Annotated in this window: 38 protein-coding genes and 1 pseudogene; 28 read left to right on the forward strand and 11 right to left on the reverse strand. The window is 36.2% G+C overall.

What is annotated here, in order from left to right:
- Positions 1-167: 167 nt before the first annotated feature.
- The gene (locus ABC371_RS09655) at positions 168-1,052 is read right to left on the reverse strand and encodes a YitT family protein (RefSeq protein WP_412899313.1); all 885 of its coding nucleotides are present in this window, start codon (positions 1,050-1,052) and stop codon (positions 168-170) included.
- A gap of 121 nt (positions 1,053-1,173) precedes the next feature.
- Here ABC371_RS09655 and ABC371_RS09660 point away from each other — a divergent pair, with 121 nt between their 5' ends.
- The 4 genes and pseudogenes from ABC371_RS09660 to ABC371_RS09675 all read left to right on the forward strand — a co-directional run bounded on the left by ABC371_RS09660 (position 1,174) and on the right by ABC371_RS09675 (position 3,158).
- The gene (locus ABC371_RS09660) at positions 1,174-1,620 is read left to right on the forward strand and encodes an NUDIX hydrolase (protein WP_412896607.1); all 447 of its coding nucleotides are present in this window, start codon (positions 1,174-1,176) and stop codon (positions 1,618-1,620) included.
- A gap of 194 nt (positions 1,621-1,814) precedes the next feature.
- Positions 1,815-2,018: a hypothetical protein gene (locus ABC371_RS09665; RefSeq protein ID WP_412896608.1), complete on the forward strand. Its 204-nt coding sequence runs from the start codon at positions 1,815-1,817 to the stop codon at positions 2,016-2,018.
- Positions 1,997-2,800, forward strand: a pseudogene (locus tag ABC371_RS09670) (GNAT family N-acetyltransferase). Before ABC371_RS09665 ends, ABC371_RS09670 begins: the two are co-directional and overlap by 22 nt.
- A 13-nt stretch (positions 2,801-2,813) precedes the next feature.
- Complete coding sequence (locus ABC371_RS09675) at positions 2,814-3,158, forward strand: VOC family protein (RefSeq protein WP_412896609.1); 345 nt, start codon at positions 2,814-2,816, stop codon at positions 3,156-3,158.
- A 288-nt stretch (positions 3,159-3,446) separates the two neighbouring features.
- On the opposite strand, the gene ABC371_RS09680 is transcribed toward ABC371_RS09675, so the two are convergent.
- Together ABC371_RS09680 and ABC371_RS09685 are read right to left on the reverse strand one after the other, a co-directional pair.
- Positions 3,447-4,013 (reverse strand): hypothetical protein, encoded by a 567-nt coding sequence (locus ABC371_RS09680; RefSeq protein ID WP_412896610.1) that lies wholly within the window; start codon positions 4,011-4,013, stop codon positions 3,447-3,449.
- Positions 4,003-4,941: a hypothetical protein gene (locus tag ABC371_RS09685; RefSeq protein WP_412896611.1), complete on the reverse strand. Its 939-nt coding sequence runs from the start codon at positions 4,939-4,941 to the stop codon at positions 4,003-4,005. The genes ABC371_RS09680 and ABC371_RS09685 overlap by 11 nt, the downstream gene beginning before the upstream one ends.
- Positions 4,942-5,110: 169 nt before the next feature.
- Here ABC371_RS09685 and ABC371_RS09690 point away from each other — a divergent pair, with 169 nt between their 5' ends.
- From ABC371_RS09690 to ABC371_RS09715, 6 genes are all read left to right on the forward strand, one after another.
- Positions 5,111-5,407, forward strand: coding sequence for a UPF0175 family protein (locus tag ABC371_RS09690; RefSeq protein WP_412899314.1), 297 nt, complete (start codon positions 5,111-5,113; stop codon positions 5,405-5,407).
- Positions 5,391-5,885: a PIN domain-containing protein gene (locus ABC371_RS09695; RefSeq protein WP_412896612.1), complete on the forward strand. Its 495-nt coding sequence runs from the start codon at positions 5,391-5,393 to the stop codon at positions 5,883-5,885. The genes ABC371_RS09690 and ABC371_RS09695 overlap by 17 nt, the downstream gene beginning before the upstream one ends.
- Positions 5,886-5,995: 110 nt before the next feature.
- Positions 5,996-6,184 (forward strand): hypothetical protein, encoded by a 189-nt coding sequence (locus ABC371_RS09700; protein ID WP_412896613.1) that lies wholly within the window; start codon positions 5,996-5,998, stop codon positions 6,182-6,184.
- A gap of 135 nt (positions 6,185-6,319) precedes the next feature.
- The gene (locus ABC371_RS09705) at positions 6,320-6,832 is read left to right on the forward strand and encodes an RNA polymerase sigma factor (RefSeq protein WP_412896614.1); all 513 of its coding nucleotides are present in this window, start codon (positions 6,320-6,322) and stop codon (positions 6,830-6,832) included.
- Positions 6,825-7,535 carry a DUF4367 domain-containing protein gene (locus ABC371_RS09710; protein WP_412896615.1) on the forward strand — a complete coding sequence of 237 codons (711 nt, stop codon included), beginning with the start codon at positions 6,825-6,827 and terminating at the stop codon, positions 7,533-7,535. The genes ABC371_RS09705 and ABC371_RS09710 overlap by 8 nt, the downstream gene beginning before the upstream one ends.
- 15 nt (positions 7,536-7,550) lie before the next feature.
- Positions 7,551-7,943 carry a hypothetical protein gene (locus ABC371_RS09715; RefSeq protein WP_412896616.1) on the forward strand — a complete coding sequence of 131 codons (393 nt, stop codon included), beginning with the start codon at positions 7,551-7,553 and terminating at the stop codon, positions 7,941-7,943.
- A gap of 49 nt (positions 7,944-7,992) precedes the next feature.
- On the opposite strand, the gene ABC371_RS09720 is transcribed toward ABC371_RS09715, so the two are convergent.
- Positions 7,993-9,012 carry a DUF2332 domain-containing protein gene (locus ABC371_RS09720; RefSeq protein ID WP_412896617.1) on the reverse strand — a complete coding sequence of 340 codons (1,020 nt, stop codon included), beginning with the start codon at positions 9,010-9,012 and terminating at the stop codon, positions 7,993-7,995.
- An 88-nt stretch (positions 9,013-9,100) separates the two neighbouring features.
- Between ABC371_RS09720 and ABC371_RS09725 the strand changes: the two genes are divergently transcribed.
- Positions 9,101-9,238 (forward strand): hypothetical protein, encoded by a 138-nt coding sequence (locus ABC371_RS09725; RefSeq protein ID WP_189655270.1) that lies wholly within the window; start codon positions 9,101-9,103, stop codon positions 9,236-9,238.
- Positions 9,239-9,263: 25 nt separating this feature from the next.
- Here the strand turns inward: ABC371_RS09725 and ABC371_RS09730 are convergent, their stop codons facing one another.
- Positions 9,264-9,473 (reverse strand): hypothetical protein, encoded by a 210-nt coding sequence (locus ABC371_RS09730; RefSeq protein ID WP_412896618.1) that lies wholly within the window; start codon positions 9,471-9,473, stop codon positions 9,264-9,266.
- Between the two features lie 42 nt (positions 9,474-9,515).
- A complete protein-coding gene (locus tag ABC371_RS09735) occupies positions 9,516-9,977 on the reverse strand; it encodes a DUF4181 domain-containing protein (protein ID WP_412896619.1) in 462 nt (153 codons plus the stop codon).
- Between the two features lie 164 nt (positions 9,978-10,141).
- Here ABC371_RS09735 and ABC371_RS09740 point away from each other — a divergent pair, with 164 nt between their 5' ends.
- The 4 genes from ABC371_RS09740 to mqo all read left to right on the forward strand — a co-directional run bounded on the left by ABC371_RS09740 (position 10,142) and on the right by mqo (position 13,739).
- Positions 10,142-10,996, forward strand: a complete 855-nt coding sequence (locus ABC371_RS09740) for a pirin family protein (protein ID WP_412896620.1) — start codon at positions 10,142-10,144, stop codon at positions 10,994-10,996.
- A 15-nt stretch (positions 10,997-11,011) separates the two neighbouring features.
- Positions 11,012-11,254 carry a glutaredoxin family protein gene (locus ABC371_RS09745; RefSeq protein ID WP_412896621.1) on the forward strand — a complete coding sequence of 81 codons (243 nt, stop codon included), beginning with the start codon at positions 11,012-11,014 and terminating at the stop codon, positions 11,252-11,254.
- Positions 11,255-11,341: 87 nt separating this feature from the next.
- On the forward strand, positions 11,342-11,722 hold the full coding sequence (locus ABC371_RS09750) for a YkvA family protein (RefSeq protein ID WP_412896622.1): 381 nt from the start codon (positions 11,342-11,344) through the stop codon (positions 11,720-11,722).
- Between the two features lie 475 nt (positions 11,723-12,197).
- Entirely contained in the window at positions 12,198-13,739 is a 1,542-nt protein-coding gene (mqo, locus tag ABC371_RS09755) for a malate dehydrogenase (quinone) (RefSeq protein WP_412896623.1), read from the forward strand.
- 96 nt (positions 13,740-13,835) lie between these two features.
- On the opposite strand, the gene ABC371_RS09760 is transcribed toward mqo, so the two are convergent.
- On the reverse strand, positions 13,836-14,804 hold the full coding sequence (locus ABC371_RS09760; RefSeq protein WP_412896624.1) for a DUF4179 domain-containing protein: 969 nt from the start codon (positions 14,802-14,804) through the stop codon (positions 13,836-13,838).
- Positions 14,785-15,327, reverse strand: a complete 543-nt coding sequence (locus tag ABC371_RS09765; protein WP_412896625.1) for a sigma-70 family RNA polymerase sigma factor — start codon at positions 15,325-15,327, stop codon at positions 14,785-14,787. Before ABC371_RS09765 ends, ABC371_RS09760 begins: the two co-directional genes overlap by 20 nt.
- A 196-nt stretch (positions 15,328-15,523) precedes the next feature.
- Here ABC371_RS09765 and ABC371_RS09770 point away from each other — a divergent pair, with 196 nt between their 5' ends.
- On the forward strand, positions 15,524-15,991 hold the full coding sequence (locus ABC371_RS09770) for a GNAT family N-acetyltransferase (RefSeq protein ID WP_412896626.1): 468 nt from the start codon (positions 15,524-15,526) through the stop codon (positions 15,989-15,991).
- A gap of 66 nt (positions 15,992-16,057) precedes the next feature.
- Here ABC371_RS09770 and ABC371_RS09775 read toward each other — a convergent pair whose 3' ends face one another.
- Both ABC371_RS09775 and ABC371_RS09780 read right to left on the reverse strand, forming a co-directional pair.
- Positions 16,058-16,897, reverse strand: coding sequence for a helix-turn-helix domain-containing protein (locus ABC371_RS09775; protein ID WP_412896627.1), 840 nt, complete (start codon positions 16,895-16,897; stop codon positions 16,058-16,060).
- Between the two features lie 171 nt (positions 16,898-17,068).
- Positions 17,069-17,599 (reverse strand): GNAT family N-acetyltransferase, encoded by a 531-nt coding sequence (locus ABC371_RS09780; protein WP_412896628.1) that lies wholly within the window; start codon positions 17,597-17,599, stop codon positions 17,069-17,071.
- 234 nt (positions 17,600-17,833) lie between these two features.
- Between ABC371_RS09780 and ABC371_RS09785 the strand changes: the two genes are divergently transcribed.
- From ABC371_RS09785 to ABC371_RS09800, 4 genes are all read left to right on the forward strand, one after another.
- Positions 17,834-17,989, forward strand: coding sequence for a hypothetical protein (locus ABC371_RS09785; RefSeq protein WP_412896629.1), 156 nt, complete (start codon positions 17,834-17,836; stop codon positions 17,987-17,989).
- A complete protein-coding gene (locus tag ABC371_RS09790) occupies positions 17,986-18,360 on the forward strand; it encodes a nuclear transport factor 2 family protein (RefSeq protein ID WP_412896630.1) in 375 nt (124 codons plus the stop codon). Before ABC371_RS09785 ends, ABC371_RS09790 begins: the two co-directional genes overlap by 4 nt.
- A 99-nt stretch (positions 18,361-18,459) precedes the next feature.
- Entirely contained in the window at positions 18,460-18,795 is a 336-nt protein-coding gene (locus tag ABC371_RS09795) for a YnfA family protein (RefSeq protein ID WP_412896631.1), read from the forward strand.
- Between the two features lie 388 nt (positions 18,796-19,183).
- On the forward strand, positions 19,184-19,369 hold the full coding sequence (locus ABC371_RS09800) for a hypothetical protein (RefSeq protein WP_412896632.1): 186 nt from the start codon (positions 19,184-19,186) through the stop codon (positions 19,367-19,369).
- Between the two features lie 81 nt (positions 19,370-19,450).
- Here ABC371_RS09800 and ABC371_RS09805 read toward each other — a convergent pair whose 3' ends face one another.
- A complete protein-coding gene (locus ABC371_RS09805; protein WP_412896633.1) occupies positions 19,451-19,690 on the reverse strand; it encodes a YjcZ family sporulation protein in 240 nt (79 codons plus the stop codon).
- A gap of 243 nt (positions 19,691-19,933) precedes the next feature.
- Here ABC371_RS09805 and ABC371_RS09810 point away from each other — a divergent pair, with 243 nt between their 5' ends.
- The 8 genes from ABC371_RS09810 to ABC371_RS09845 all read left to right on the forward strand — a co-directional run bounded on the left by ABC371_RS09810 (position 19,934) and on the right by ABC371_RS09845 (position 24,318).
- The gene (locus ABC371_RS09810; RefSeq protein WP_412896634.1) at positions 19,934-20,197 is read left to right on the forward strand and encodes a hypothetical protein; all 264 of its coding nucleotides are present in this window, start codon (positions 19,934-19,936) and stop codon (positions 20,195-20,197) included.
- Positions 20,198-20,439: 242 nt separating this feature from the next.
- Positions 20,440-20,748, forward strand: a complete 309-nt coding sequence (locus ABC371_RS09815) for a hypothetical protein (RefSeq protein ID WP_412896635.1) — start codon at positions 20,440-20,442, stop codon at positions 20,746-20,748.
- 126 nt (positions 20,749-20,874) lie between these two features.
- Complete coding sequence (yiaA, locus tag ABC371_RS09820) at positions 20,875-21,339, forward strand: inner membrane protein YiaA (protein ID WP_412896636.1); 465 nt, start codon at positions 20,875-20,877, stop codon at positions 21,337-21,339.
- Between the two features lie 296 nt (positions 21,340-21,635).
- Complete coding sequence (locus ABC371_RS09825; RefSeq protein WP_412896637.1) at positions 21,636-21,878, forward strand: hypothetical protein; 243 nt, start codon at positions 21,636-21,638, stop codon at positions 21,876-21,878.
- Positions 21,875-22,051, forward strand: coding sequence for a hypothetical protein (locus ABC371_RS09830; protein WP_412896638.1), 177 nt, complete (start codon positions 21,875-21,877; stop codon positions 22,049-22,051). Before ABC371_RS09825 ends, ABC371_RS09830 begins: the two co-directional genes overlap by 4 nt.
- A 2-nt stretch (positions 22,052-22,053) precedes the next feature.
- Complete coding sequence (locus ABC371_RS09835; protein ID WP_412896639.1) at positions 22,054-22,401, forward strand: hypothetical protein; 348 nt, start codon at positions 22,054-22,056, stop codon at positions 22,399-22,401.
- A 164-nt stretch (positions 22,402-22,565) separates the two neighbouring features.
- Positions 22,566-23,384, forward strand: coding sequence for an SDR family oxidoreductase (locus ABC371_RS09840; protein WP_412896640.1), 819 nt, complete (start codon positions 22,566-22,568; stop codon positions 23,382-23,384).
- Between the two features lie 34 nt (positions 23,385-23,418).
- Positions 23,419-24,318 carry a S16 family serine protease gene (locus ABC371_RS09845; RefSeq protein ID WP_412896641.1) on the forward strand — a complete coding sequence of 300 codons (900 nt, stop codon included), beginning with the start codon at positions 23,419-23,421 and terminating at the stop codon, positions 24,316-24,318.
- The last annotated feature ends 4 nt before the right edge of the window (positions 24,319-24,322 follow it).

The following is a 24,322-nucleotide window of genomic DNA, read 5'->3' on the forward strand; positions in this document are numbered from 1 at the left end:
GTAAAGATAAACATAAAGGCTATTCTTGAGATGAAGATTGGCCCATATCCAGTACTTTTCATGATATCCGTCCTTTAAGGCTTTTGGACATATATATGAAGAAGAAGGCTGAATTAGAATCTATTGCAATTAAAAAGTGCAGAGGTCAAAACCTCTGCATTTACTATTTAATGTCCCTCACCGTTTCCGAAATTACTACCCGTTACATCTGCCATATTTTCGATGGCAATCAATGCACTGGGGTCAATCTCATTTGCAATTTCCCTTAGTGTAGAGAGTTCAATCCGGCTGACGATTGTATAAATAATTTTTCTAGGTTCATTTGTATAGGCACCTTCACCATGAATAAAGGTAATCCCACGACCCAAAACCTTATTCAATTCAGTAGCAAGCACATCAGGAGTATCTGAAATAATCGTTACTGATTTTAATTCTTCGATACCTTCAACCACAATATCAATCATTTTAAACGCGATGTAATAAGTAATAATGGAGTACATGGCTGTTTCCCAACTGAATACAAGCAAGGCAGCAAGGATAAAAATAAACACGTTCATGATCATCACAGTTTGTCCAACTGACACTGGCCGTTTCTTACTCACAATGATGGCTAAAATTTCAGTACCATCCAATGCCCCACCAGTCCGAATAACTAACCCGACACCTGTTCCTAAAATAACTGCACCAATAACAGTTGCTAAAAATAAATCATTCGTTACCGGTTCAAAATGATGTAAATATGCAGTAAATGCTGATAATACTAAAACTCCAAATAACGTATGTAGAGTAAACTTTGTTCCCATTTTTCGATATCCAAATATAAGGAACGGGATATTTAAAACAATCAGAAAGATACTCATCGGAACATCTAATATCTTTGAAGCAATGATGGAAAGACCAATAACCCCACCATCCAAAATATTATTTGGTACTAAAAAAAGTTCTAACCCAAAGGCCGCTATAAGAGCCCCGATGGTAATCATAATAAGCTGTTTAATCTCTGTTAACACCCGTTTTTTCTTTGTTTTTACCACAAAAACCAAGCCTTTCAATTTCAAGATAGAATTACCTTTTTAATATTACCATAAATCACAGGTTTGCTTACAAGTTAAGAAGGAAATTCCTACCATTATGTTGAAAATAGTATAGAGATTAGTTCTGCAAGGGGGACGTATGGGAGATTACACTAGAGAAATCAGAGAATTAATAGGAAATAGACCTTTAATTTTGGTTGGTTCTACAATAATCGAAAAAAATCGAGAAGATAAAATCCTTTTACAGCATCGGTCAGATACTCTTGAATGGGGTTTACCAGGTGGTGCAATGGAGCCTGGAGAAAGCCTTGAGGAGACAGCAAAAAGAGAATTATTCGAAGAAACGGGACTAGTTGCAGAAAAATATAAACACATCGATACATTATCTGGGAAGGAATTTTATTTTAAATACCCAAATGGTGACGAAGTCTACAATGTAATCGTGTTATTTGCAGCAAGTGAAATAAGTGGTGACTTACAAGCGAATGATGATGAAAGCTTAGACCTTAGATATTTTTCAAAAGAAGAAATTCCAAGCAATTTGGATGAAAGGGCAAGGATTATAATAGAGAAGCATTTGAAATAAGGAACAGAATAAATGAACCAATTAGAGAACTTTGAGGGGTATGATCAAATTGTGATATGTGTTCCCTCAAGAAATGGACCGACTTTTAAAAGGAAACGGATTTGAGATTTTAGCAGTTTACAAGGATTGAAATGAAACACCGTTGACAGAAGATAGTCAGCAGACGATCTATATGTGTAGGAGGAAGCCAATCAATGTATAGAAATATAGTCGGTTATTCCGTAAGTTCCTTCGGGTTAGGAATTTTGGCAAGTGCAATCCTTTATCCATTGGGATTTTTAGAATCTAAAACTGTTTTTAACACAATGATTATAGCAGGACTTGTGTTCGTCATTATTGGTAGCTTTATTAGACCCTCAAAAAAGGAAGTGCCAAAATGGTCGTCACAAAAAAATTAGCTCAAGCCTTAGAATCCTCTGAAATTGAGGTGTTGAAATCAAGACTAACGGCGATCCAAGCAATTGAAGGAAATCCGATGGGCGTCGAAATTGAAGAGTTCGGAAAGGCAACAGCCTTTTCAGTTAAGAATATTCCGGGACCTTCTTTCAATACGGTAAAGGGCTTATCAGATGGAGATGAAACATTCATCTAACCAATCTTACACTTTTACAAACAAAAGGACATTCCGGTTCGATTTGAACTGACACCGGGTCATGTTTCTTCGGAATTACTAACCTACTTGAGTAACAAAGGCTTTTATCACCATGACTTTCACACAACTCTTTATTCAGAGCTTTATCCATTACCAGCATCTGAAAACTCTTCAAAAATCACGCTCCGTGAGTTAGGAAAAGATGAATTTGATCTGTTCGCTGAAATTTATACAAAGGGTTTTGGGATGCCTTCATTTTTAAAAGATGGGGTCGCTCAAAACAATCAAATTCTTTACGACAATAAGAATTGGACATTCTATCTAGCAAGTATTGAAAATAACCCTGCTGGAATTGGGGTCTTATCTACCCAAAACGGCATTGGAACTCTCGCGTCAGCAACAACATTACCGGAATTCCGTAATCAAGGTATTCAAACGGCACTAATTAAGCAGCGAATGCAAAAAGCAATGGAACAGGGCTGCAGGTTACTTGTAGGTCAGGCAAAATTTGGCTCAGTCAGCCAAACCAACATGGAACGAGTAGGAATGAGAATAGGGTATACAAAGGCGATATGGAAAATGAACTAAGGGAGCGATGAAAATGGCAAGAGTTGTAGGTTTTGAAATGAGCAGTCAAGATCCTGAAAAAGCAGTTCAGTTCTATTCAACCGTTTTTGGATGGGAAATGGGAGATCCGAATTGGGGGTTTTGGCCCATTAAAAGCTCGGGTCCAGCAGAAATTCATGGCGGAATAAGCAAAGGTCCCCATGATTATCCTCATGGAACCAGAATTCAGATTGAAGTTGATTCAATTGACGATTCAATCACCAAAGCTGTCGATAATGGAGCGTTGATTGTTCGTGAAAAAATGGAATTTAATGAGTTTTATTTAGCGTATTTAGTCGATCCAACTGGATTGGGGTTTGGTCTTGTTGAGAGAAAGTAAAACGAAAACTTGGCGTGCAACTTTCAGAGAAAAGGCAGAGGCATTGAGGCTAAAGAAATACATCATGAATCTGATTATAGGAATCGGAATTCTTTTTGTCATAAATTTAATTTATAAAGGGGAAGTGTATTGGCAACCGGTTATACCGGTAGTTATATTCGCGACAATCGTACATTGTATTTTTCTCTTCTTTAAATGGAATTGGAAAATCTAATCGTTCATAATTAGAAAATACCGCAATACAATAGAGCTTACTTGTGTATTGCGGCAAATTTTAATGTTTTCTCCCTAATAAACCTTATTAAACCCCTCATGCTTATGCAACTTCCATAAAAGCACAAGAAACATAATCTCCATGATGAGACCTACAGGAATCGTGAAAAATAAATATCCCGCCATAACGTTACTTGAAAGATTCATCGCAAAGGTATGTGAAAGCGTGATAAGTAGCATGACCGTCATATAAATCTTAAATGTTTGCGCGCTTCGTCGGGCTAAAAATTCATCATTGGTTGCTGTGACAACCTCCATAATTAGTTGAAATAAAAAGAAAACAAGTACCAATTTTAAAATTTCGAGTAACGATGTATAGTAACCCAAAAGAGAAATGCCAAGAAAAGATCCAAATTCGGTCCCTGTCGCATTTTGCTGGATAAACACTGTCGGAATACTGATAATGATAAGACCAATTAACAGCTTTTTAAGTTTGTTACCAATTAGGTTTTCAGCTGGTACCGCGGCTATTCCTGAAAAAATAAGATAATATCCGATTGGTTCTGGTAAAATATCAACAAAAAACAAATGGATTTCTAGTAAAATAAACAGATAGCCCCAAAATACTCGCTTAAAATTCATTGGTTTCACCGCTCTCTTTAGCCTTGATGATTCGATTAATGGTCTTCTGGTCTAGATCGAGCTGATCATTAATTGGAAGCTCCCTCACGAATTCTTCACCTGATTCTGTTTTTCCAAAAAGTTTAATACTGAACTGGTAATAGCTATCCCGTTCAGGGTTGAACTGCATCAAGAAACGAATCCATTCATTTTGTTTGAGATGAAGAGGAAGTAAGTTGTCATTTAACAAAACACCAGGCAAATCACTCCACTCTTTATCACGTTCCTCATCAAACCAATCTGGAGGATTAGCACCAGTCATGAGTTTTTCAAGTTCCCCTAATCTTTTTTGTTCAAGATCAACCTTCATCAGAATGTCATCAGATAAATCACTGGCAAAAGGAATCTCGATCTTCTCAATCGTGATTGGCTGTAAAGCAACCATTGATTTCTCTTCACGATGCTGGTTACTGCTCGAACTTATTCGGGTCTCTAACACATTTGGATTCTCCATTCTCTTATGTAGAGTGACCTTGCCAATATTCGCTTGAACCGTTTTACCATCCGAAAAATGAACCTCTATTTCTGAAAACGATAAAGGACTGTCCCCCTCATACTCAGACGGGAATGAAACATTAACGGCTTTTAAATAATGGTGAGTATATTCTTGTTCAAATTGAGGTGCCTGCGACTCCCACATGAAATTTCCATTCGAATCAGCATAGGCTTCTACTCCATCAATTCTTATAAAATTGACATTTGATTGGTCCGACTTATTCGTTAAATAATAGAAAGGAAGTGTCGTCTCATCTTCTTCATTCATAGTGAGTTCATAAAAATGTTCCAAAAATATCGGTGCATCCAACTGCTTAGTATGAAAATAAATATAATTTCCGATGTAGCTAAGGGTGATAATTAAAATACTTGCCCAGAATATTTTTCCCTTCAAATAAAAACCCCCCATACTAAAAATCTCTAACTCTATTTTACCATTAGACAATGGAATGTTTTTTATGAATTTTAAGTTTTTTGAAAATGTGAGATAATGGAATTGAGGTTTAAGATATTTAAATAAAAATATTGGAAATAATAAACAAAGGAGGATGATGGTATTGGCAATGGAAGATTCGAAAGCAAAAGTTGCAATAAACCCGGAATTCTTGCCCTTTTTGAAAGGGGAAAATTCTATAAATGAAGATGTAAATTTATCATTAGCCATCTATTTATTTACTGCAAAAAAACTGACAATTAAGAGGGCGGCAGAACTTTGTGATAAAAGTTTACCCGATTTTATACAAATTTTAATCAATCATAATATACATTGGACTGAATACACCGAGGAACACAAACAGATTGATGATAAAACCATTGAATTTATCATTAAAGAGGGTAAACCAGATGAAAGCGATATGTAATTCCAGTCCGATTATTGGTTTATCTATTCTTGGGCGCCTAGATATACTTTGGAAACTATTTGACATTTACATTCCAAAAGAGGTGTATGATGAAATAGTTAATAAAGGAAGTAATCAATCATTTGGAAAAATGGAGTTATTTAATGCAGTAAAAAGTGGTCAAATAAAAGTCCATAAAGTAAAAGAAAAACAACTTGTTGAAAAATCATATGGTCGTTTGCACAAGGGAGAACTTGAAGTAATCGTAGGTGCTAAAGAGATTGATGCAAAAATTGTTATTATTGACGATCAATCAGCAAGAAATTTTGCAGAGGATTTAAATTTAAAACCAATAGGTCTTCTTGGTGTTCTAAGACTTGCAAAAAGAAAAGAAATAATTCACAACATTAAGCCATATATAGAGTTATTAGTTTCTCATAAAATTAGAATCTCCCAGAATATTATAAATCAGATACTAGAGGAAGTTGGGGAAAAGTAATTCCTACAAAAAACCTTCAATTAACCCCCTCATTGATAAACGTTAATCCATGTCATGAAAAAGAAAAAAGTCAAATAATTATAATTAGCCATTTAAGGAGAGGAAAGCCATTGTTTTACGATAGCATAAGTACCGTCATTTATATGTTGCTGATTTGGTGGGGCGTGTTTCTTGTTTTTCAACGGATCAATTATCGTTATCCAAAAAGCAATCCGTGGAAGAAGGATATCATCCTAACGTTCATACAATCTTTAGTCGTCACGCTTTTACTTCCGTTTATTGTGATGTTAGTTAGATAATCCGGCTTAAAATAGGAGTCCGTTTCTTTTGAAAGCGGCTCCTATTTTATATTATTTCTGAAAAAGTGCGATAATTTTGAAGCGAGAACGTCTAATGGGATAGATGGCAAAATAATTTGGGGAGAAAATTTGGATATGAGAGAGAAAGAGATCATCTCAGATTGGTTCCATCAATATAGCGATGACTTCTACAATTTCCTGTTGTATCGTGTAGGAAAAGCAGATGTGGAGGATTTGGTCCAGGAGGTTTTTATAAGGGCACTTAAAGGTATTCATGCCTTTAAAGGAAATTCTAGTCCAAGAACTTGGCTTTACAGTATTGCCAGGAACATCGCAATTGACGAAATCAGAAGGAGAAATCGAAACAAATGGAGAACGATGCTGTCTTTTGATTCCAGTCACGAACCAAGGACAGATCAAACACCAGAGCAACTTCTTCAATTATCAGAAGAAAACAGAGTGCTATTTGAGGCCATTCAATCCTTAAAATCTAGTTATCGTGATGTGATTGTGTTAAGGGGAGTAAAGGGGTTTTCTGTTCAGGAAACGGCTGAAATCTTACAGTGGAGCGAAAACAAAACGCGGTCAACCTATCATCGAGCCAAAATGGCCTTGCAGCAACGGATGGGAGGTGTTACACATGCATGATTATTTGGAAAATCAATTACGATCCATGCCAACAGCAACACTTGGGTTTGAAAACAAGAGAAGGATACATGATAGATTAATGAGCTACGAGGAACATCCGGTACAAAAGACATGGAAAAAGATGAAATGGACTGTACCTACAATTGGGAGTCTAGTAGTAGTTGCACTGTTAGCCTTTTTCATTTGGACCTTGCCACAAAACCCATTCTCACACCAGGCCTTTTTAGCTGAAGAACAGATCGTGGAAATAAAGGAACTTCAAGAGATTGAAAGAAAGATTAAGCTTCCTACGTATGCACCTTTTGAGGTATATGAGGTTGAATTTATGGAGCAATATTTAGGACCTCAATCAATAGAAGATGGTGAACTTAAACAATTAGAACCAAATAATCCAAAGTTTCATGTGCAAAATATTAGCTACCTATCATTTAATAAACCTTTTAGAAGTATACATCTAATACTTGCAGATAGCGCAGTAGAGAGTGTAAATACAAAAGACTATGAAACCATTCAATTAAATAATGGTATTACTGCTTATTATATGTTTAACGGGAATACCCAAATGATGTATTGGACTGATCAGGGTGTTAACTATCATTTGAACTTAATTGCCGAAAACAAAGATAAATCAATCCGAAAAGAACCAATTCCACGAGAAGAAATCATCAAGATTGCTGAGTCATTTAGAGTTTATAAAAAGTAAAAGGGGGATGATTTTTTGTACTTACTTTTAATAGCCTTGTATGCAATTGGCATTGGGGCGGTAGGCTGTGCAATCTTTATGTTCATGGTGCAGAAAGACAAGAAGAAGGCTTTGGTAATTGGAATCATTGGGTTTCTTATCATTATAGGTGCCATGGTATCCAATAAACTACGTCCGTCCTATGAAAAAGAAAGTTCTATTTTGGTTGAGGAAACAGCTGTTACAAACGAAAAAAATAAAGATGGACTATATGCGTGCAAAGTCAATGACCCATATACAATGTTCCAGTATTTTGACGAAAGTAAAGAAAAAGCAGAGGAATTTTGTTTACAGTTTAAAGTGGGTGAAAGGTATGATATAAAATTTCGCTTTAAAGCAGGGACATATACAATATTAGAGGTAAAATAACGGTCCAAACAAAAGGCATTTGGTAAACTCCAAATGCCTTCAAAAACTATTACAACCTCCACGTAAACCATCTTCCATGTCCTTCGGTTTCAGCGACAACATGTTTATACTCTTTTCCATCCAAACAATAATCGAGATGAAGGTCGCGGTCTTGAATATTGTTATACAGATGGAAAATCTCGCGTTCGTCTCCAATACGCTGAACCTGATCTAGCAAGCTCGTTTTCACATCCGTTGGCATCTGGTTAGCTACATGCGTGTGAAATACACATATTGCGTATTCCTTTGGAATTTCTGCTGCCAGTTCCCGGAGCAATTCAACTCCATTTCCTTCAATCAACCGTACCTCATTTACCCTCACACATTCTGCTGCTTTTTCAAATAGTTCACGTCTTTCATGATGTTCAGGCCAAATGAGAGCTTTCAGCCAAAGGGCATTGTCATCATCTATTACATCAATAGGATGAAGATCGATGCCAATACGAGCAGCCACTGGAGGAATGAAGTCCTGTAGTTGTGGCGTCTTTTCTCCTCTAATCTCAGCGGTAATATGTAGTGCAGAATCCTTATTGCCGTATACTTTATTTGTTCCATAAGAGTAGCTGTATTGATCCCATAGTAGCTGCACACCAGCGCTCGTCCCAATTTCAATTAAAGCTAATGGCTTTTTTACAATATCGTAAATAAATTGAAAGGTGGGAAAGAGATAGGAACAGCGTCTAACCTCATTTGTTTGAACCAATTTTTCCTGCAAAAGCCGAATAATCTCATCAGAAAATTGAACACAAAACTCTTTAAAAGGTAAAAAGGATTCCTCCACTTTTCGAGGATTGTTCACTATGCTAGGATAATACTCTTTAAGAGGATGTTCCTCCCCTTTTAATAAAAGATAATGAACGGCACCAAATAGAAGATTGGATGAGGGCTGACCTTCCCTTGCATGAGAGGCTAACTCAAGAATGTCGTCATCCTCTGAAATTTTCAAGGAAAGAAATTCATATAATCGGCTTGAGCCCTTACACTCGGTGATGGCAAAGTTTCGAAATTTAATAGACTGCGTGTTTTTCATCTGTTTTCCTCCAAAAATTTTTATGAACTTGACCCTCAAACCAAGATAAGCTTAGCCGAATTATGTAGGGAAAGGTTTGGTGGGATACATGAACGAACATGCTATTAAGTTTAGTTATGATGAAATCGACCAACTTATTGAAGCAATGGATAAAGATGTTTGGAAAGATATAAATTGGAAATTTGTAACTGAAGAAGAAATGGAATCATTATTGAGTACCCCTTAGCCTTGAAGCCTAAGGGATTTTATTTTTAAAAATACGGCTCCCATTCCAATTTTTCTTCCTCAATTAAATTTATTAGTTCATTTTCATCAAGGATAAAATACTTTCCATCCTCTATTTGGATATCATCCTCTGAAAAGGTCAGGGCATGCTGCCTATCATTTGTGTAAATCATCATAATGAAATCAATACCTGGGGTTGCTAAATTTGATTTTTTTAATAACATTCCTGAAGGCAAACTTGAAAATTTCTTTATAAGTTGTTGATCAATTATGGTCGCTTATTCCCGTGAAAGTTCCTGATTTTCATCATATACAGCCCGCAAAATTTCAATTTTAGAAACTTCCTCCACATCTATCATTTCATTTAATTCCTCACCGAAAGTCGTTTGTGTAAGTTTTTCGTCAATAAATAAGATTCCCCAAGTCAAAACGACACCCACATTTATAATTAGTAAAGACAAACGATACTTCTTACCCTCTACATACTTCCATTCCATGAATGCTTGAAATCCCCAATGCAGGGTGATCACTACAATTAAAAACCATTTTAAGATAGCTGTATCAGTATAATCGATCATAAAAATGCCGATTATAGCCGGGATCAAAATGATCAAACTACCTACTCGATATTTCACACTTCCATCTGACTCCATTACGTCATAACCAGGTTCTAATTTTTTTCCTATTAATCTATCGAGAACTCCAAGAAGGCTTAACATAAGTGCCAATATGATAACCATTCAACTCTCCTCCTGATAAAAGCAGGTTCTTTAGTCCATTATATGAATGTATGGGTAAATATTCCAGAAAAAGTTAAGCGTACTCTTTGTACAAATCATCCGAACATGTCAAAATTAAATGGAATAGAAAAGACTGTGAAGATCATGAATGAGGAGTGGACGACATGAGTTCCCTTTTTAAAAGAGAAATAAAAGATCATTGGTATATAAAATACAACAATAATGGTTATCCGCATGTGCAGCAAGGCTTTGTGCTACCACCGAACCGGTTTGAGGAATTTGATCCGTTTTTAATTATGGCTGAGGATTGGTTTAAACGTGGGACATTCTCTGACCATCCGCATCGTGGTTTCCAAACAATCACATATGTTATCGATGGAAGATTGGAGCATATCGACAACCATGGCGGTCATTCGGTGTTAGAGGCCGGTGACGTTCAGTATATGAATGCGGGCAGCGGGGCAAGACATGCCGAGGAAGCTGTTGACAATGACATCGCACATACACTTCAGCTATGGTTGAACCTGCCACAATCATTAAAAAACACAAAAACTTCTTATCAAAATGTGTACCTAGAGGATGTTCCATGTGTTAAGGTCGAGGGTGGAGAATTGAAGGTTTATTCTGGTGAAATCGCAGGTGTTAAAGGCCCGATGAATAGCTTAGTGCCGATTACGATGACTGAGATTTCGCTAACAAAAGGAGCCACCTATAAACATATTTTACCTGAAAATCATAATGCTTTTGTTTATGTGCTTTCAGGTGAGTTAGAGCTTGGTGAAAGTAAGACAAGCTTGAAAAAAACAGGGGCGGCAACACTTACCTTCAACGAAAATGGTAAAAACGAAAGCGAATTTAACATACATGCAAACAGTCGCGCCAAAATCCTTGTTTACTCAGGTGTTCCATTAAGGGAAGAGATTGTAGCATATGGTCCATTCGTATTAAACTCAATGGAAGAAGTACAACAAGCCTATCGCGACTTCCATGCAGGAAAATTTGGCCCACCGGCCGAATAAAGGAGATCACCAATAATGTCAAATGAAGTAATAGTCTACACGACAAATGATTGTGTTGAATGTACGTTTGTAAAAAAAGTTCTTACTGAAAATGGGATTCCATTTGACGTTCGAAACATTGCAGAAAATGAAGTTTACCAAAAGGAAGTGGAACGCTACGGTTTCCTAGGTGTCCCTGTAACAGTCGTAGGTGAACGTGCTGTAAAAGGGTTCACACCTGAACTGATTGAGTTGTTGGAACCATTGAAACAGGATTGAAATGGTTAAAGTAGGGGAAACTATAAAGTAAATCACATTTCAAAGCTGAAGGAATAAAATATTGAATCAAAATCAATAGGTGAACCCATGAAAAAAATTTTAAGCTGGGCAAAGAACTTAAAAAAACAAATATATATCCTATACTTTGCATACAAGGATGCACGAGTTCCTTGGTATGCAAAGCTTTTTACAGCCGGTGTGGTGGCCTATACATTCAGTCCCATCGACCTCATTCCGGATTTCATTCCCATCCTTGGATACCTGGATGAAGTCATTCTTGTCCCAATCGGAATCATGTTTGCTATGAAGATGATCCCGAAGGCTGTTATCGCGGACTGTGAAGTAAAAGCAGAAGAATTAATAAAAAATGGCAAGCCGAAAAATTGGGTTGCAGGGGTGCTTATCATTCTACTCTGGTTGCTCCTGTTTATCTGGATTGCCATTAAAGTATATCAATATTTTCAGTGAACCTGCATTTTTAAAGAAAATGCAGGTTTTACTTTTTAAAAGGATAGAAAAGAATTATTGCTGACAAAACAAAAATAATGACGACAAAATAGGATAATTGACGATGGGATATCTGCAAACCGTAAAAAAAGCGCTCCCACTTATCAAATTATTATGATTAATTTTACTCTTACCTGATGTTTATGCTGTTTTTACGTGGTATAATGATAAAAGTGAAGAATTAGAGTTTAATAAGTATGGGTTCTTCCTTTGAACTTAAAAAAAGAGGCAAGATGGGTGTCGGAGTCCTACGACCTCTGGATGAACTTCTCACTTTTACTCAACATTTAAATAGCCTGTAATTATCATATAATATCGAATTATTAATCTAAAAAAATGTCATTCTGATATGGCGAAGATTAAGATGAAAAAAGAAGTTGTCCGACATTGGCGTGTCTGATTTTGTGACCGCATTCATCTTTTTTGTCTAAATTTTATGAAGAAAAGGTTGATAAACATGAGCAACATAGAAACTAAAACAGATGTCATTTTAATTGGCGCTGGGATCATGAGTGCGACATTAGGAACACTCTTGAAAGAATTAGCGCCGGAATGGAACATTACCGTTTTTGAAAAGCTCGACAAGCCAGGAGAGGAAAGCTCTCACGAAATGAATAACGCTGGGACAGGGCATGCTGCACTGTGCGAGCTCAACTACACCGTTGAAAAACCAGACGGAACATTAGATATTAAAAAAGCAATTAATGTAAATGAACAATTCCAAGTATCCAAGCAATTTTGGACATATCTTGTGAAGAATAATCTCATTCGCAACCCGCAAGATTTTATCATGCCACTGCCGCATATAAGTATGGTGCAAGGTGAAAAGGACGTCGCTTTTTTGAAGAAACGTTTTGAAGCGCTGTCAAAAGTACCGTTGTTTAAAGGGATGCAATATTCCGATGATCCTACAACATTAATGGAATGGATTCCACTTATTGTGAAAGATCGCACATCTACTGAGCCAATCGCAGCTACTAAAGCGGACACAGGAACGGATGTTAACTTCGGAAATTTAACACGCATGTTGTTTGACCATTTAAAAAATAAAAATGTAAAAATTAATTACAACCACAGTGTTAAAGATGTAAAACGTTCAAGTGACGGTTTATGGGATTTAAAGGTGAAAAACCAAACTACTGGTGCAGTTGAACACCATAAGGCCAAGTTTGTCTTCATCGGAGGTGGTGGTGGAAGTCTTCATTTACTCCAAAAATCCGGTATTCCTGAAGGAAGACATATTGGTGGTTTCCCAGTGAGCGGAATTTTCATGGTATGTAATAATCCTGAAGTGATTGAAAAGCATCACGCAAAAGTATATGGAAAAGCAAAGGTCGGTGCGCCACCTATGTCTGTTCCGCATCTTGACACAAGATACATCAATAATAAGAAATCATTGCTGTTTGGACCATTTGCGGGCTTCTCTCCGAAATTCTTAAAAACAGGTTCAAACTTAGATTTAATCACATCTGTAAAACCTGATAATTTGTTAACAATGCTAGCTGCAGGTGTAAAAGAAATGGCATTAACTAAATACTTGATCCAGCAAGTTATGTTAACAAAGGAACAGCGTATGGAAGAATTACGTGAATTCATCCCGAACGCAAAAAGCGAAGATTGGGATTTAGTAGTGGCTGGTCAACGTGTTCAGGTAATCAAGGACACTGAAGCTGGCGGCAAAGGAACGCTCCAATTTGGTACGGAAGTCATAACGGCAGCTGATGGCTCCATCGCAGCTTTACTAGGTGCCTCACCTGGTGCGTCAACCGCTGTTCATGTTATGCTCGAAGTGATCAAAAAGTGCTTCCCAGAGCAAATGTTAGAATGGGAGCCAAAAATCAAAGACATGATTCCTTCCTTTGGGCTATCCCTCATGGAGAACCCTGAACTTCTTGAAAAGATCAATGCATCTTCAGGAGATGCTCTTGGTTTAATCGAAAATAAAGAAAAAGCAGAAAAGGAACTTGTCCTAAATTAATCATGAAAAAATAAGAACCTTCAATCTCAATTGGGATTGGAGGTTTTTTAATGTGAAAAAATTCGGACCACTAGCAGTCCGAATTTTGAATTTAACTCAATTCAAATTGATCTTTAACGTACCCAAATCAATTTTTTCGTTACCAATTTTATACGAAGGTTTCACCTGTATGAATTTTGGAGGATTTTTACTATCAATATCAAATATTATTTTAGAATTTGAAACGGTATTTAGGGATAAGTTTTCACCTTGGTTAGAAATAACTTCAAAATATAAGTTTTCACCCTCAATACCAGCTGTTTCTAACTCTTCATAGGTTAATATTGCGTTTGTTTTTCCAATGTTAATATCATTGAAATGGACGCTATATTCCTTGTTTGAAGAAAATAGGGTTTGATTCAATTCAATTTCTCGAGATGGCAATTTCTTAACGGAAAGGTTAAATGACCATTCGCCTTGAACACCTGCCATATGTGTAAATGTAATCGGGAGTGTTAACTCTTCAGAATTTTTCACGTTGCGGGTTTCTAATATCATCGCACCGACATAGTCGTTTCCTTGTTTTGTTAATGTTCCCATAACGCCTCCCCATCCTGATTCATCCTTTCCGTCGAACATCTCATAGGCGTAACCGGGCTCTGGTCCTGTTTCTCCTCCAAATGTATCGGATAAGTTTTCACCAGTTGCTTTAAAGGTTATACCAACATAGGATCCATCATAAAAAATCGAAGTAATACTCATTTTGACCCCATTATTTTCAACAGTTTCATTGATTTCAGTAATCAATTGTTCCGCTGCCAAATCTTGACCGATTGGCATTTGATAATTTTCATAAATACCTCCAATAATCGGAACCTGCGCTAGAACCTGATTGACCGGTGAAAAAATAAATCCTGACGCAAGGAGTACAGCAGCAGCCCCAGATGTAATTAGGGATGTTCTTTTTAATGGCTTTATGTATTTTCTGTTTCGGCGGAGTCTTTCTCCTCTTTCAATTCCTTTTTCAATTGCTAAATGTAGTTCGTGTGTTGGAATTTCCATATCGTTAAATAAATCTTTTTCCATAATAATCAGCCCCTAACGTTTTTCTTAATTCAGCTTTTGCTCGACGTAAATACGTTTTAATCGTAGATTGTGGTTTATCTAAAACTGTAGAAATTGTTCGAATCGGTAAATCATAATAATAGAAAAGTATGATTGCATTTCGATAGTTCATATTTAGCGACTCAAGTGCCTCCGATAAATCGATTGACAGGTTCGGCTCCTGGGCTTGACTCGATTCAATGAGATAATCTAATCCCTCCTCAGGAAGCTGTACCACCTTCTTTTTACGTGCAAGTTCTTTGTAGGCTGTTCGCATTAAAATTTTCACTAGCCAAGTACTGAAAAAAGCAGGTGATTTCAGCTGGTGTATGGAAATATAGGCCTTATAGGTAGCTTCTTGTATGATATCCAGTGCATCTTCTTTATTCCGCATATGTAGATAGGCAATTTTATATAGTTTTTCACTTTCAAATTTAATGAGTTGTTCAAATGCTTGTTTGTCACCAGCAATGGCCAACTCAACTAATTTTGTGGAATACGACATCAGCTAACCTCCTTTCAACTATTAGAGGCATGGAATGGATTAAAAGGTTTCAAAAAATGATCTGTTCCTAGTAATATACCATTTTGTCGATAAATAAACTTTTCAATAACTGTGATTATGTGAAGGATGAGCTCTACATTTGTTGAAGTTAATAGGATAGATGGAAAAACATTTTCAACTAAAAAGGGGAACTCACATGAAGATTAAGTTAGTTGATGTTACAGAGGATAACTTTTTTGATGTTATCAAGTTAAAGTCTGATGAAAACCAAGAAAAATACTTTCAAATTTATGAAAGATGGGTGGGATCAAATGCTTATTTTTTAGCAGTGTGCCAAACATTTGGTTTCACACCAAGAGCAATATATGATGACGAAACACTAATTGGTTTCACTTCACATGGATATCATAAAGAAACAAATCGGTATGAATTGATTAGTATGATGCTTGGTCATCAGTTTCAAGGAAAAGGGTATGGAGCCCCTGTTTTAAATGCAATTATTAAGGATATGGTGGATACGTACCAATGCAATGAAATTTATTTATCGGTTATCCATAATAATGAAAGAGCAATACGAACTTATGAAAAAGCGGGTTTTAAACCAACTGGTGAGGTGGAACAGGGGCATCATCCAGAGCCTATTTATTGTTTGAAAATTGAATAACAGTGAAAAATATAAAACATTTTTAAGGGAACCCATTAGAGTTCCCTTAGTTAAGCTAATTCACTATTAGTTCCTAACACTTTTTCTTTGCATTTGCATTCCAACTATAATAGCAACCAATCCGAGTAAAGTGAGACTTAAAAATGCTATTTTATTTCCAATAATACTAGGCTGCCAATCTGTTAAATTTATAAAATCACTGATTGTTAGTCCAGGTTTATCTCCTATAAAATAATCAATAACAGGGTTAATTATCAAACAAAACATAGCCCATATCAATGAAATAAATCCGGATTTTAAAATCCAATTTACTTTTACATATTTTATTATAAACATAGTAGACCAAGCGAATATAATCGGGAATGTTGTAATCGGATACGCAATCGTCAGTAACCAATCACCTGACGAATATGTACTGCAAACAAATAAAAGAATATAGATAAGCACAGTCGCAACACTAAATGTAATTAAAGTCTTATGTTTTTTCACCATGATTGGCAGGGTTGTAATTGAGAAAGCAAGAGCAATTGATACGAGTACGATAAAAAACCATGACAATGTATGATTTATTGCAACATTGCAGATAAAACAAGTAACTAAAGCAAGAGCATACGATACGTTCAATGTACCCTGATATCCTTTTAAAAATCCACGATACATTTTGGCTTGACGCTTTTCCTCTCTAGCCGAAATATCGTCACTTGCGGTAACAAATTCATGCTCTGTGATATTAAGTACCTCACAAATTCTCGAAATAAGGGTAATGTCTGGATAGGATAAACCTCGTTCCCATTTTGAAACTGCCGAATCTGAAACAAATAATAAATCTGCAAATTCTTTTTGAGTTAAGTTGGCTAGTTTTCGCTTCTCCGCTATAAACTCTGAAAATGATATCTTATCTTTCAAAATGCTTCTCCTCCTTCTGAAATGTTTTCCTAAGGGTAGTGTATGATAATGCTTCTTTTCTTTCTATAAAAATTGCTAATTTTGGCACTCGACTGTTAAGCCAGCCCTTGTCATTACTGAAAAAGAGGGTGTCCAAAAGCTGATACTTAGAACTTTGGACATCCCTCTTTTTTACGAAAATGCTGCTGAATATTCCACAACACCTTGAACATTTTCAAGAGATCCATCAGCTAATTCGAGTGCCATAAATAACTCATTCGGTACATCAAAAGGAGCCTTTATATTCCAAATGTTCGCCTGCTTGAAGCCAAATCGTGGATAATACTCTTTATGCCCGAGCACAATAACCGATTGATATCCGAGTTCCTTAGTCTTCTCTAGTGCAGCACGGATTAATTGGCTTCCAATTCCTCGTCGCTGAAATTCCGGTATGACTGAAACAGGTGCGAGTGCCAATGATTCAACAGAACGGACTCCATCATTGATCTGAATCTTTGAAAGGAGTATATGCCCTACAATCTTATCTTCTTGATTTACGGAAACCAACGATAGCTCAGGTATAAAAGCATCTGAATTTCGAATCCGATTCACAAGGAAATGCTCTGTTTTGTCACTGTATTCTTCGTTTATAAAAGCTCTTCTGACAACTTCCTCGGTTTCGTAATAATCCTCATGTATTTCTTGTCGTATTAAAATACCCATTTATAATCTCCTGTTCAAGGTTATTTTTTTCTTATAAATGGTACTTCTCCAGTTCTAAACATAAGTGTAACAAACAAAAGTCCCTTAATTATTCTATTTTCATTTTAAAAAGTAATATAAAGTCGGTCAATGTATTTTCCGAAACTCACAAAAATATAAAAGGATTAGGATGTTTAAAACAGAATAGATACATAAAATGGAATCATGGTCGAAAGTAGAGGGGATGGTCTTTAAATGGAAGTTATATCTGGCTTGGTAGGAATCCTCATATTTATCGCTGTTATGAATGATTTTGTAGGAATGAGAAAAGAGTTAAACCAACTTAATCAAACAAACGAAAAAATTATTGAGTTGTTAGAAGATATAAAGAAAGGGTCTGAAAGAAAATGAACCAACACTTAAAGCACCATTTAAAAGAATTAGAGGAAATGCACATAAACAATGAAGTTCGGAAAAGTCGTGAAGAGTTAGATAAAATACTAGCAGATGATTTTTTTGAGATTGGTAGTTCAGGTTATATGTTTGATAAAAAGGAATGCCTTGAATCTGGAGTGACCATAACGGAAATGTCCCTTCATAAATATGAAATCTATCCGCTGGCACCAGATGTTGTTTTAACTACATATTTCATCGTAGATAAGACAAGGAACCGCAATACCCTTCGAAGCTCCATTTGGAAATGTATAGATGGAAGATGGCAACTGTATTTTCATCAAGGGACGATCACGCCATTGAAGTTGAATGAAGTGCTTAAAGAGTAAGTTCAAAGAAATAATCTTAAACTTCGGTAGAGTTTCAATATTTTAGAAAACGCCCATGATTGTTATAATAAACATACTATAATTAGACATAACAGGGACGTGGTTAAAATCTTTCATGCAATTTTCTTTTTTATACTAGCAGGTATTGCCGAGATTGGTGGAGGTTATTTAATTTGGCTTTGGTTAAGAGAAGGGAAGCCTTACTATTGGGGAATTGGCGGTGGAATTGCTTTAGCTTTATATGGAGTGATCGCAACCTTCCAAACCTTTCCATCATTCGGAAGAGTATATGCTGCCTATGGGGGAGTTTTTATCGTGCTTTCAGTCCTATGGGGCTGGGGGATTGATAAAAAAACACCCGATCTATACGATTTGTTAGGTGCAGGCATCTGTATCATTGGTGTATCGGTCATGTTATTTGCACCACGGCAATAACGAAAGACGTTGATCTATGGAAGGATCAACGCCTTTTTTCTTTTGTTTTTCTTTTGCAATCTGTTCTTTTTCGAGAGAGTTTTAATGAAAAAAAGACCTGTGATTAGTGCCAGTAAATTTAATGAATCGCCAAAATTGATCGTAAAATTAATGTTGTTAGTAACTCTTATATAATTCCTATTGTCGGACTTCGCTTGTGAATCTTTTTCATGGTTATCCAGAATGATCCCTCCCATTTTAAAGACTGGTTGTCCTAATCCATTATATGGTGGAGTAAGTTTTTATATGCATTAGTATGAGTTGGAGGGGATGAGAAATTTTAGTAGGAATTTAAACAGAATAATGTAAAATGAAACTATCTCAAAGTATAGGAAACAGGCGGTTATTTATGGAATTATTTATACTTAAAAAGCAGTTTAGAGGATATGAAAAAGGAACCCAATTTTACTTGATTGCAGAATCCGAGTTCATAGGGGTTAAGGAGTTTGTCATGAGAACGAAAGATTTAACAAAAAGTATATCCCTTACTGAAAGCGAACTTCGTCATTATTTTTCGTTGATAAAAATTCCATAAGCTCCTTTTAAAAAAACAAGAACATATTTCGTTTAATATGTTCTTGTTTTTGTGTGGTGTTTTTAGAAGGAGTACTTTTAATTAGCATCTAGGAAAGTAGCAAGCACCTATTATGATTAATAAAATAAACAACACAACGACTAATACAAAGGTATTGTGACAAGGTTGAGGACAAGCGTATCCATAACCATAACTAGGTTCAATGTATTCATAACTTGGTGCAACATAAGTTGGTTGTGGAGCTATATACGTTGGATGTGGTGCCGTGTAAATACTTTGTAACGCATTTACGTTAGAAATATTAAGATGATCCATCTTCATTCTCCTTTTCTTTATTGTGTAGATTCCCTACAGTATACTCACCTAGATTCAAATTGCCACGTTCAACAAAGAAAATGGGTAATTGCCCTGAGCGGTTTTGCACGTATAAGAATGTTCTATCCAAGAGAAAGGAAAGATCGAAATTATGTAATATTTTGGTATTGAAGTGTGTTAAAATTGAAATAAAGTAAAATCAGATTTTTCACTAATTTTATAGTGCTGGTTAGTATGGGGGATTATTTTGTGAAGGAAGCAAAAAAGGTTTCATACATAAGCATGTTTTTGGGTGGAATGGGGACTATTTTAATTTTATTGGCTGCTGTTAATTTATTTGATAGTGATGAGGATCTACCAACGTTTTACCTTGTTTTGTTTGGTTTCCTATTCACTATTAATTATATCAATTATTTAGAATCAAAAGCAGGTGTAAGTAAAAAAGCAACATGGAGTAGGGCGATCCTTTCAATCATCGTTTTTTTTATCATTTCATATTTCATGTACTATTAATCTCAATATCATCGGTTGATCAACTTAGAAAAGTACCGGGTCCGTATATGTATGTAATATAACGGGTTATATACCAATATTGTATGTAGTGAGGATCCTATGAAGATGTATTGGTTAACGGTGGTATTTTTCTATTGCATTTGGATTGTAGTTTCACACCTAATTAAATAACAGAATACTTTGAAACCAATTGATGCCGCTGAACGTATAATTAGAAAAGGTCATTTCAAGGGGGGACTGCTTTGGCAGATGCCATTATGTTTTTTATTTTTATGATCCCTTTATATGCAATGCTGATTTGGACTTATTTTTATCCAGAGGACAGTATGTTACTAGGGCAAAGATGGATGTACAAAGAAGAACCTGAATTTACGGATGATGCGATCCGTTATACGAAATTTGGGGCGACATTTGGTATTTTTCTTATAACCATGGTTTTTGCACTCTATGTGATTGATCATTTCATGATTCGATTTTTCATCATTTTAGGATTCATTTCCTTTGTAATCATCGGTGGCTACAGACTACTAAAAAAGTACGTAGATTCCTAGAAACTTAAATTGGCAATGAAGGAAAAAATACTCATTTTTTAAAAGGGGTTTTTGTATAATGGTTTTATGCACTACAGGCAATCTGCAGTGCTTCCTTTTTAGTTGAAAATTGGAGGGGACAAATAAATGGAGAATGAGATTTTTGTGGATAAAGAAAAACAAGAAAAGTCGAAAGTGAAGATTGAGCGGAAAGAAGGGGAACCGACTGCCGCCTTTAAAGGTGCCTCGTGGGGAGCGTTGTTAGTTGGTGTTGCTGCTTATCTCATCGGCTTGTTTAACGCAGCAATGGAACTAAATGAAAAAGGCTATTATTTTGCTATTTTAATTTTTGGTCTCTATTCAGCTGTTTCTTTACAAAAAGCAGTGAGGGATAAAGAAGAGGGAATTCCAGTTACAAGTATTTATTATGGGATTAGCTGGGTTGCCCTGATTGTGTCGATTTCATTGATGGCCATCGGTTTATACAACGCAGGCAGTATTGTTTTAAGTGAAAAAGGATTTTACGGAATGGCATTTGTTCTAAGTGTATTTGCCGCCATTACCGTTCAAAAGAACATACGTGATACTCAAAAAGCAAGAGAAAGAGATTAAGAGTAAAAAAGGGCCATCCAAGTCTAAAATGGATGGTCCTTTTGCGATTTACGTTGTTTCTGTTTCCGTCATAAGGAAATAGAGATAGTCTGCAATATCCATTTCTTTGGCATAGATCTGATAGGGATTATCAACATTTTACACGATTGGCATTTTCTCCTTGTATTTCTTATACGTATGTCAAGTCACGCCCTTTACGATAAAAAGTTAGGCTGGTGAAGCAAAAAAGCAGGAATAGACGCAAATATTTAGTTGGCAACGCAAAAAAAGCAAGGCATTTGAATTCGAGGTGTGTTATGAGAAGAATTTTAATCTTGTTCTTGGTAATCGGACTATTAATATCATTCTTTGGAATCTTACCTTTTGTTTTTGATTATCCGTTTAGTGAAGAGGCTAATTCTGGACCAAAAAATTATTGGGAACTAATACTCATGATTTCCTATGAAGGAAAGGGAAAATATTTAGTTGTCGGGATTTTGTTACTATTACTAACGACACCAGCTATTTTTAAACAGAAAGGGAAGGAGAGGTTCTCATGAGATGTGGAGCTAAATGCTTCCTTGTCGAAATAGAGGTAGGCGGGGAAACACAAGTTGAGTCAGTCAACGCAAGAACACCAGCGGAGGCTCGGAAAAGCATCCGGAAAAAACATGGAACAGAAACTCAAATTCTAGCAGTTAAAGAAGAGAAAAAGAACGTTGCTTGGAGGTAGACATGGGAGAATTGATAGAGGGTTTCTTATTTTACATGGTAGTCTTGAGCCCTGCAGTTGTTGGAATTCCATTACAAATTAGAGCTACCAAAAAGAGTCAAAGATTAGATAAGTTTTTTGCAATTAATTGTATTTTAGCATCCGGAGTCCAGATTATCGTCATTATAAGTTATGTGTATTATGTAGCTAACCAAGGTGGGCAGCAAGCTGAAGCGATTGGGTGGCTATTAGTTGCTTATGTTCTGTTCTCAATCGTCATTATAGGTTTCAATACTTTAATGGTGCTTGTTACGCACTTTATTACAAAGTGGGTGCTAAAATTAATAGCGAATAAAACAGTGAAGGCTTAAATTAAATCATCCCGAAGAATGCAGAAACTCTAACATTCTTTGGGATTTTTAAAGGTCCTAACTGACATAAAATTCTGAAAATATAATGTAAAATTTGTAAGAGTATGCTACTTTTAAAGAGGAAATATGAAGTTTTTTATCTAACAAAAAGGAGGTCACGAATAATGAGTCAATTCAATCGAGACCAATACCCACTAAAAAATCGAAAAGTACTTGTAACAGGAGTTAGCCGTCGCCAAGGAATTGGATATGCGATTGCCCGTCAAGTGGCAGCATGGGGAGCATCTGTGATTATTCATCATTTTCAGCCTCACGATAAAGAACAATTTTGGGGAGCGGATGATTTAGATGAAGTTATCAAAGGCATTAAAGCTGAACTAGTAGATGGTGCATTTCTTTATGATGTAAGCGGGGACTTTTTAAACCCTGATGAACCACAAAGGGTGATGGATGAAATCAGTAAGACCTGTGGTCATCTAGATGCACTTGTTTGTAACCATGCGATGAGTGGTAGTGATGGGGCAATTGGGGAATTAACTGTTGAAATGTTAGATAAACATTGGGCTGTTAATGCACGGTCATCAATTTTGCTCGCACAATATTTTGCGAAACAGCATGATCCTACATCGGGCAGAGGTAGAATCATTTTCATGAGCTCAGGTCAAAGGTTAGGACCGATGCAGGGTGAAATTGCCTATGTTGCATCCAAGGGAGCACTCGCTGATCTTACGTTAACAATAGCAGATCAATTGGCTGATCAAAACATAGCCGTCAATACCGTTAACCCGGGACCAGTAGATACGGGGTATATGACCAAGGAACTGTGGGAAAATCTGAAACCAATGTTTCCATTTGGGCGAATGGGGCAACCTGAAGACCCCGCACGACTTATTGCTTGGTTATTAACAGAAGAAGCATCGTGGATTACTGGGCAAATCATTAATACAGAAGGTGGATTTGGACGTGGGCGCCCGCATTCTTAAGATATTTGTCATGGAACCAAGGAGGGCCACTTAAATGAAAAAACCTTTTATTTTTACCGGAGTCGCTCTCTTGCTTATATATGCAACCTTGTGGGTACTTTATTATTTTGATTTTATAAATGCCTTTTGGTTAATTGGGGTCTTAGGAGTTGAACTTGTTTTACTTTTAATTTTGTTAATCATTTTTCGAAATAAGAAATCCGGCTTAATGATAATCCAAATAACAGCAGTCCTATTAATAGGTATTTTTGTTTTTGAATTGAAATTAGTATATTATGAATCTCTTTCCTATCGTGTTAGCTTGGTGGCTGATCCCATTGAAGCGGTTGATCATTCTGGTATTCACCTATTGGTTGTTAATTCCTTTGATCTCGAATATCTAAAAGATGAGGAATACATCATTAAAGGGTTTGAAAATGACAATCAAGAAGTCCTTAATTTACATAAGATTAATAATGAGAATCGCTATAAAAGTAAAAATGCCGAGCTTTTGAATTGGATAATCAATAAGGAAGAAGATTTTTCAATCATGAGGGAAAACGTACAAATTTATCTCTCAGGGGATACCACAAGTATTGACGCGTTTCTAAAACGAGATGATATTTCGGGTGATAGTGTCGGATTAGGATTAGCGATATCCGCAAAAATTGCTGATGGGAAGTTAAAGAATAATAAAACAATTGGTATTACAGGTGCACTAGACGCATCAGGGAATGTATTACCAATCGGAATGATCGAGGAAAAGATTAGGATTGCTGAGAAAAAGTCATACCCCTATATAATTGTTCCTGATGGGAATGTTAAAGAGGCCAGGGAGGTTAAACAAACAATGAACCTCAAAATCGAAATATTTGATGTTAACCATATTGACCAAGCCGTCTTACTCATAAAGAGATTAAATACAGATAGGGAAAAACAGGAGAACTCTCTTTAGAGCA

The organism is Bacillus jepli, assembly GCF_047238305.1.
Lineage (GTDB): Bacteria > Bacillota > Bacilli > Bacillales > Bacillaceae_L > Ferdinandcohnia.

What these genes read in the sequence shown, in the direction of transcription:
- ABC371_RS09790 (WP_412896630.1), top strand. Translation starts at nt 17,986, where the DNA reads ATGAACCAACACTTAAAGCACCATTTAAAAGAATTAGAGGAAATGCAC.
- ABC371_RS09710 (WP_412896615.1), top strand. Translation starts at nt 6,825, where the DNA reads ATGCATGATTATTTGGAAAATCAATTACGATCCATGCCAACAGCAACA.
- ABC371_RS09720 (WP_412896617.1), bottom strand. Translation starts at nt 9,012, where the DNA reads ATGAAAAACACGCAGTCTATTAAATTTCGAAACTTTGCCATCACCGAG.
- ABC371_RS09665 (WP_412896608.1), top strand. Translation starts at nt 1,815, where the DNA reads ATGTATAGAAATATAGTCGGTTATTCCGTAAGTTCCTTCGGGTTAGGA.
- ABC371_RS09675 (WP_412896609.1), top strand. Translation starts at nt 2,814, where the DNA reads ATGGCAAGAGTTGTAGGTTTTGAAATGAGCAGTCAAGATCCTGAAAAA.
- ABC371_RS09845 (WP_412896641.1), top strand. Translation starts at nt 23,419, where the DNA reads ATGAAAAAACCTTTTATTTTTACCGGAGTCGCTCTCTTGCTTATATAT.
- ABC371_RS09765 (WP_412896625.1), bottom strand. Translation starts at nt 15,327, where the DNA reads ATGTCGTATTCCACAAAATTAGTTGAGTTGGCCATTGCTGGTGACAAA.
- ABC371_RS09735 (WP_412896619.1), bottom strand. Translation starts at nt 9,977, where the DNA reads ATGGTTATCATATTGGCACTTATGTTAAGCCTTCTTGGAGTTCTCGAT.
- ABC371_RS09825 (WP_412896637.1), top strand. Translation starts at nt 21,636, where the DNA reads ATGAGAAGAATTTTAATCTTGTTCTTGGTAATCGGACTATTAATATCA.
- ABC371_RS09705 (WP_412896614.1), top strand. Translation starts at nt 6,320, where the DNA reads ATGAGAGAGAAAGAGATCATCTCAGATTGGTTCCATCAATATAGCGAT.
- mqo (WP_412896623.1), top strand. Translation starts at nt 12,198, where the DNA reads ATGAAGAAAAGGTTGATAAACATGAGCAACATAGAAACTAAAACAGAT.
- yiaA (WP_412896636.1), top strand. Translation starts at nt 20,875, where the DNA reads ATGGAGAATGAGATTTTTGTGGATAAAGAAAAACAAGAAAAGTCGAAA.
- ABC371_RS09725 (WP_189655270.1), top strand. Translation starts at nt 9,101, where the DNA reads ATGAACGAACATGCTATTAAGTTTAGTTATGATGAAATCGACCAACTT.
- ABC371_RS09750 (WP_412896622.1), top strand. Translation starts at nt 11,342, where the DNA reads ATGAAAAAAATTTTAAGCTGGGCAAAGAACTTAAAAAAACAAATATAT.
- ABC371_RS09740 (WP_412896620.1), top strand. Translation starts at nt 10,142, where the DNA reads ATGAGTTCCCTTTTTAAAAGAGAAATAAAAGATCATTGGTATATAAAA.
- ABC371_RS09785 (WP_412896629.1), top strand. Translation starts at nt 17,834, where the DNA reads ATGGAAGTTATATCTGGCTTGGTAGGAATCCTCATATTTATCGCTGTT.
- ABC371_RS09780 (WP_412896628.1), bottom strand. Translation starts at nt 17,599, where the DNA reads ATGGGTATTTTAATACGACAAGAAATACATGAGGATTATTACGAAACC.
- ABC371_RS09835 (WP_412896639.1), top strand. Translation starts at nt 22,054, where the DNA reads ATGGGAGAATTGATAGAGGGTTTCTTATTTTACATGGTAGTCTTGAGC.
- ABC371_RS09745 (WP_412896621.1), top strand. Translation starts at nt 11,012, where the DNA reads ATGTCAAATGAAGTAATAGTCTACACGACAAATGATTGTGTTGAATGT.
- ABC371_RS09770 (WP_412896626.1), top strand. Translation starts at nt 15,524, where the DNA reads ATGAAGATTAAGTTAGTTGATGTTACAGAGGATAACTTTTTTGATGTT.
- ABC371_RS09830 (WP_412896638.1), top strand. Translation starts at nt 21,875, where the DNA reads ATGAGATGTGGAGCTAAATGCTTCCTTGTCGAAATAGAGGTAGGCGGG.
- ABC371_RS09760 (WP_412896624.1), bottom strand. Translation starts at nt 14,804, where the DNA reads ATGGAAAAAGATTTATTTAACGATATGGAAATTCCAACACACGAACTA.
- ABC371_RS09840 (WP_412896640.1), top strand. Translation starts at nt 22,566, where the DNA reads ATGAGTCAATTCAATCGAGACCAATACCCACTAAAAAATCGAAAAGTA.
- ABC371_RS09695 (WP_412896612.1), top strand. Translation starts at nt 5,391, where the DNA reads ATGAAAGCGATATGTAATTCCAGTCCGATTATTGGTTTATCTATTCTT.
- ABC371_RS09690 (WP_412899314.1), top strand. Translation starts at nt 5,111, where the DNA reads ATGGAAGATTCGAAAGCAAAAGTTGCAATAAACCCGGAATTCTTGCCC.
- ABC371_RS09800 (WP_412896632.1), top strand. Translation starts at nt 19,184, where the DNA reads ATGGAATTATTTATACTTAAAAAGCAGTTTAGAGGATATGAAAAAGGA.
- ABC371_RS09805 (WP_412896633.1), bottom strand. Translation starts at nt 19,690, where the DNA reads ATGAAGATGGATCATCTTAATATTTCTAACGTAAATGCGTTACAAAGT.
- ABC371_RS09680 (WP_412896610.1), bottom strand. Translation starts at nt 4,013, where the DNA reads ATGAATTTTAAGCGAGTATTTTGGGGCTATCTGTTTATTTTACTAGAA.
- ABC371_RS09660 (WP_412896607.1), top strand. Translation starts at nt 1,174, where the DNA reads ATGGGAGATTACACTAGAGAAATCAGAGAATTAATAGGAAATAGACCT.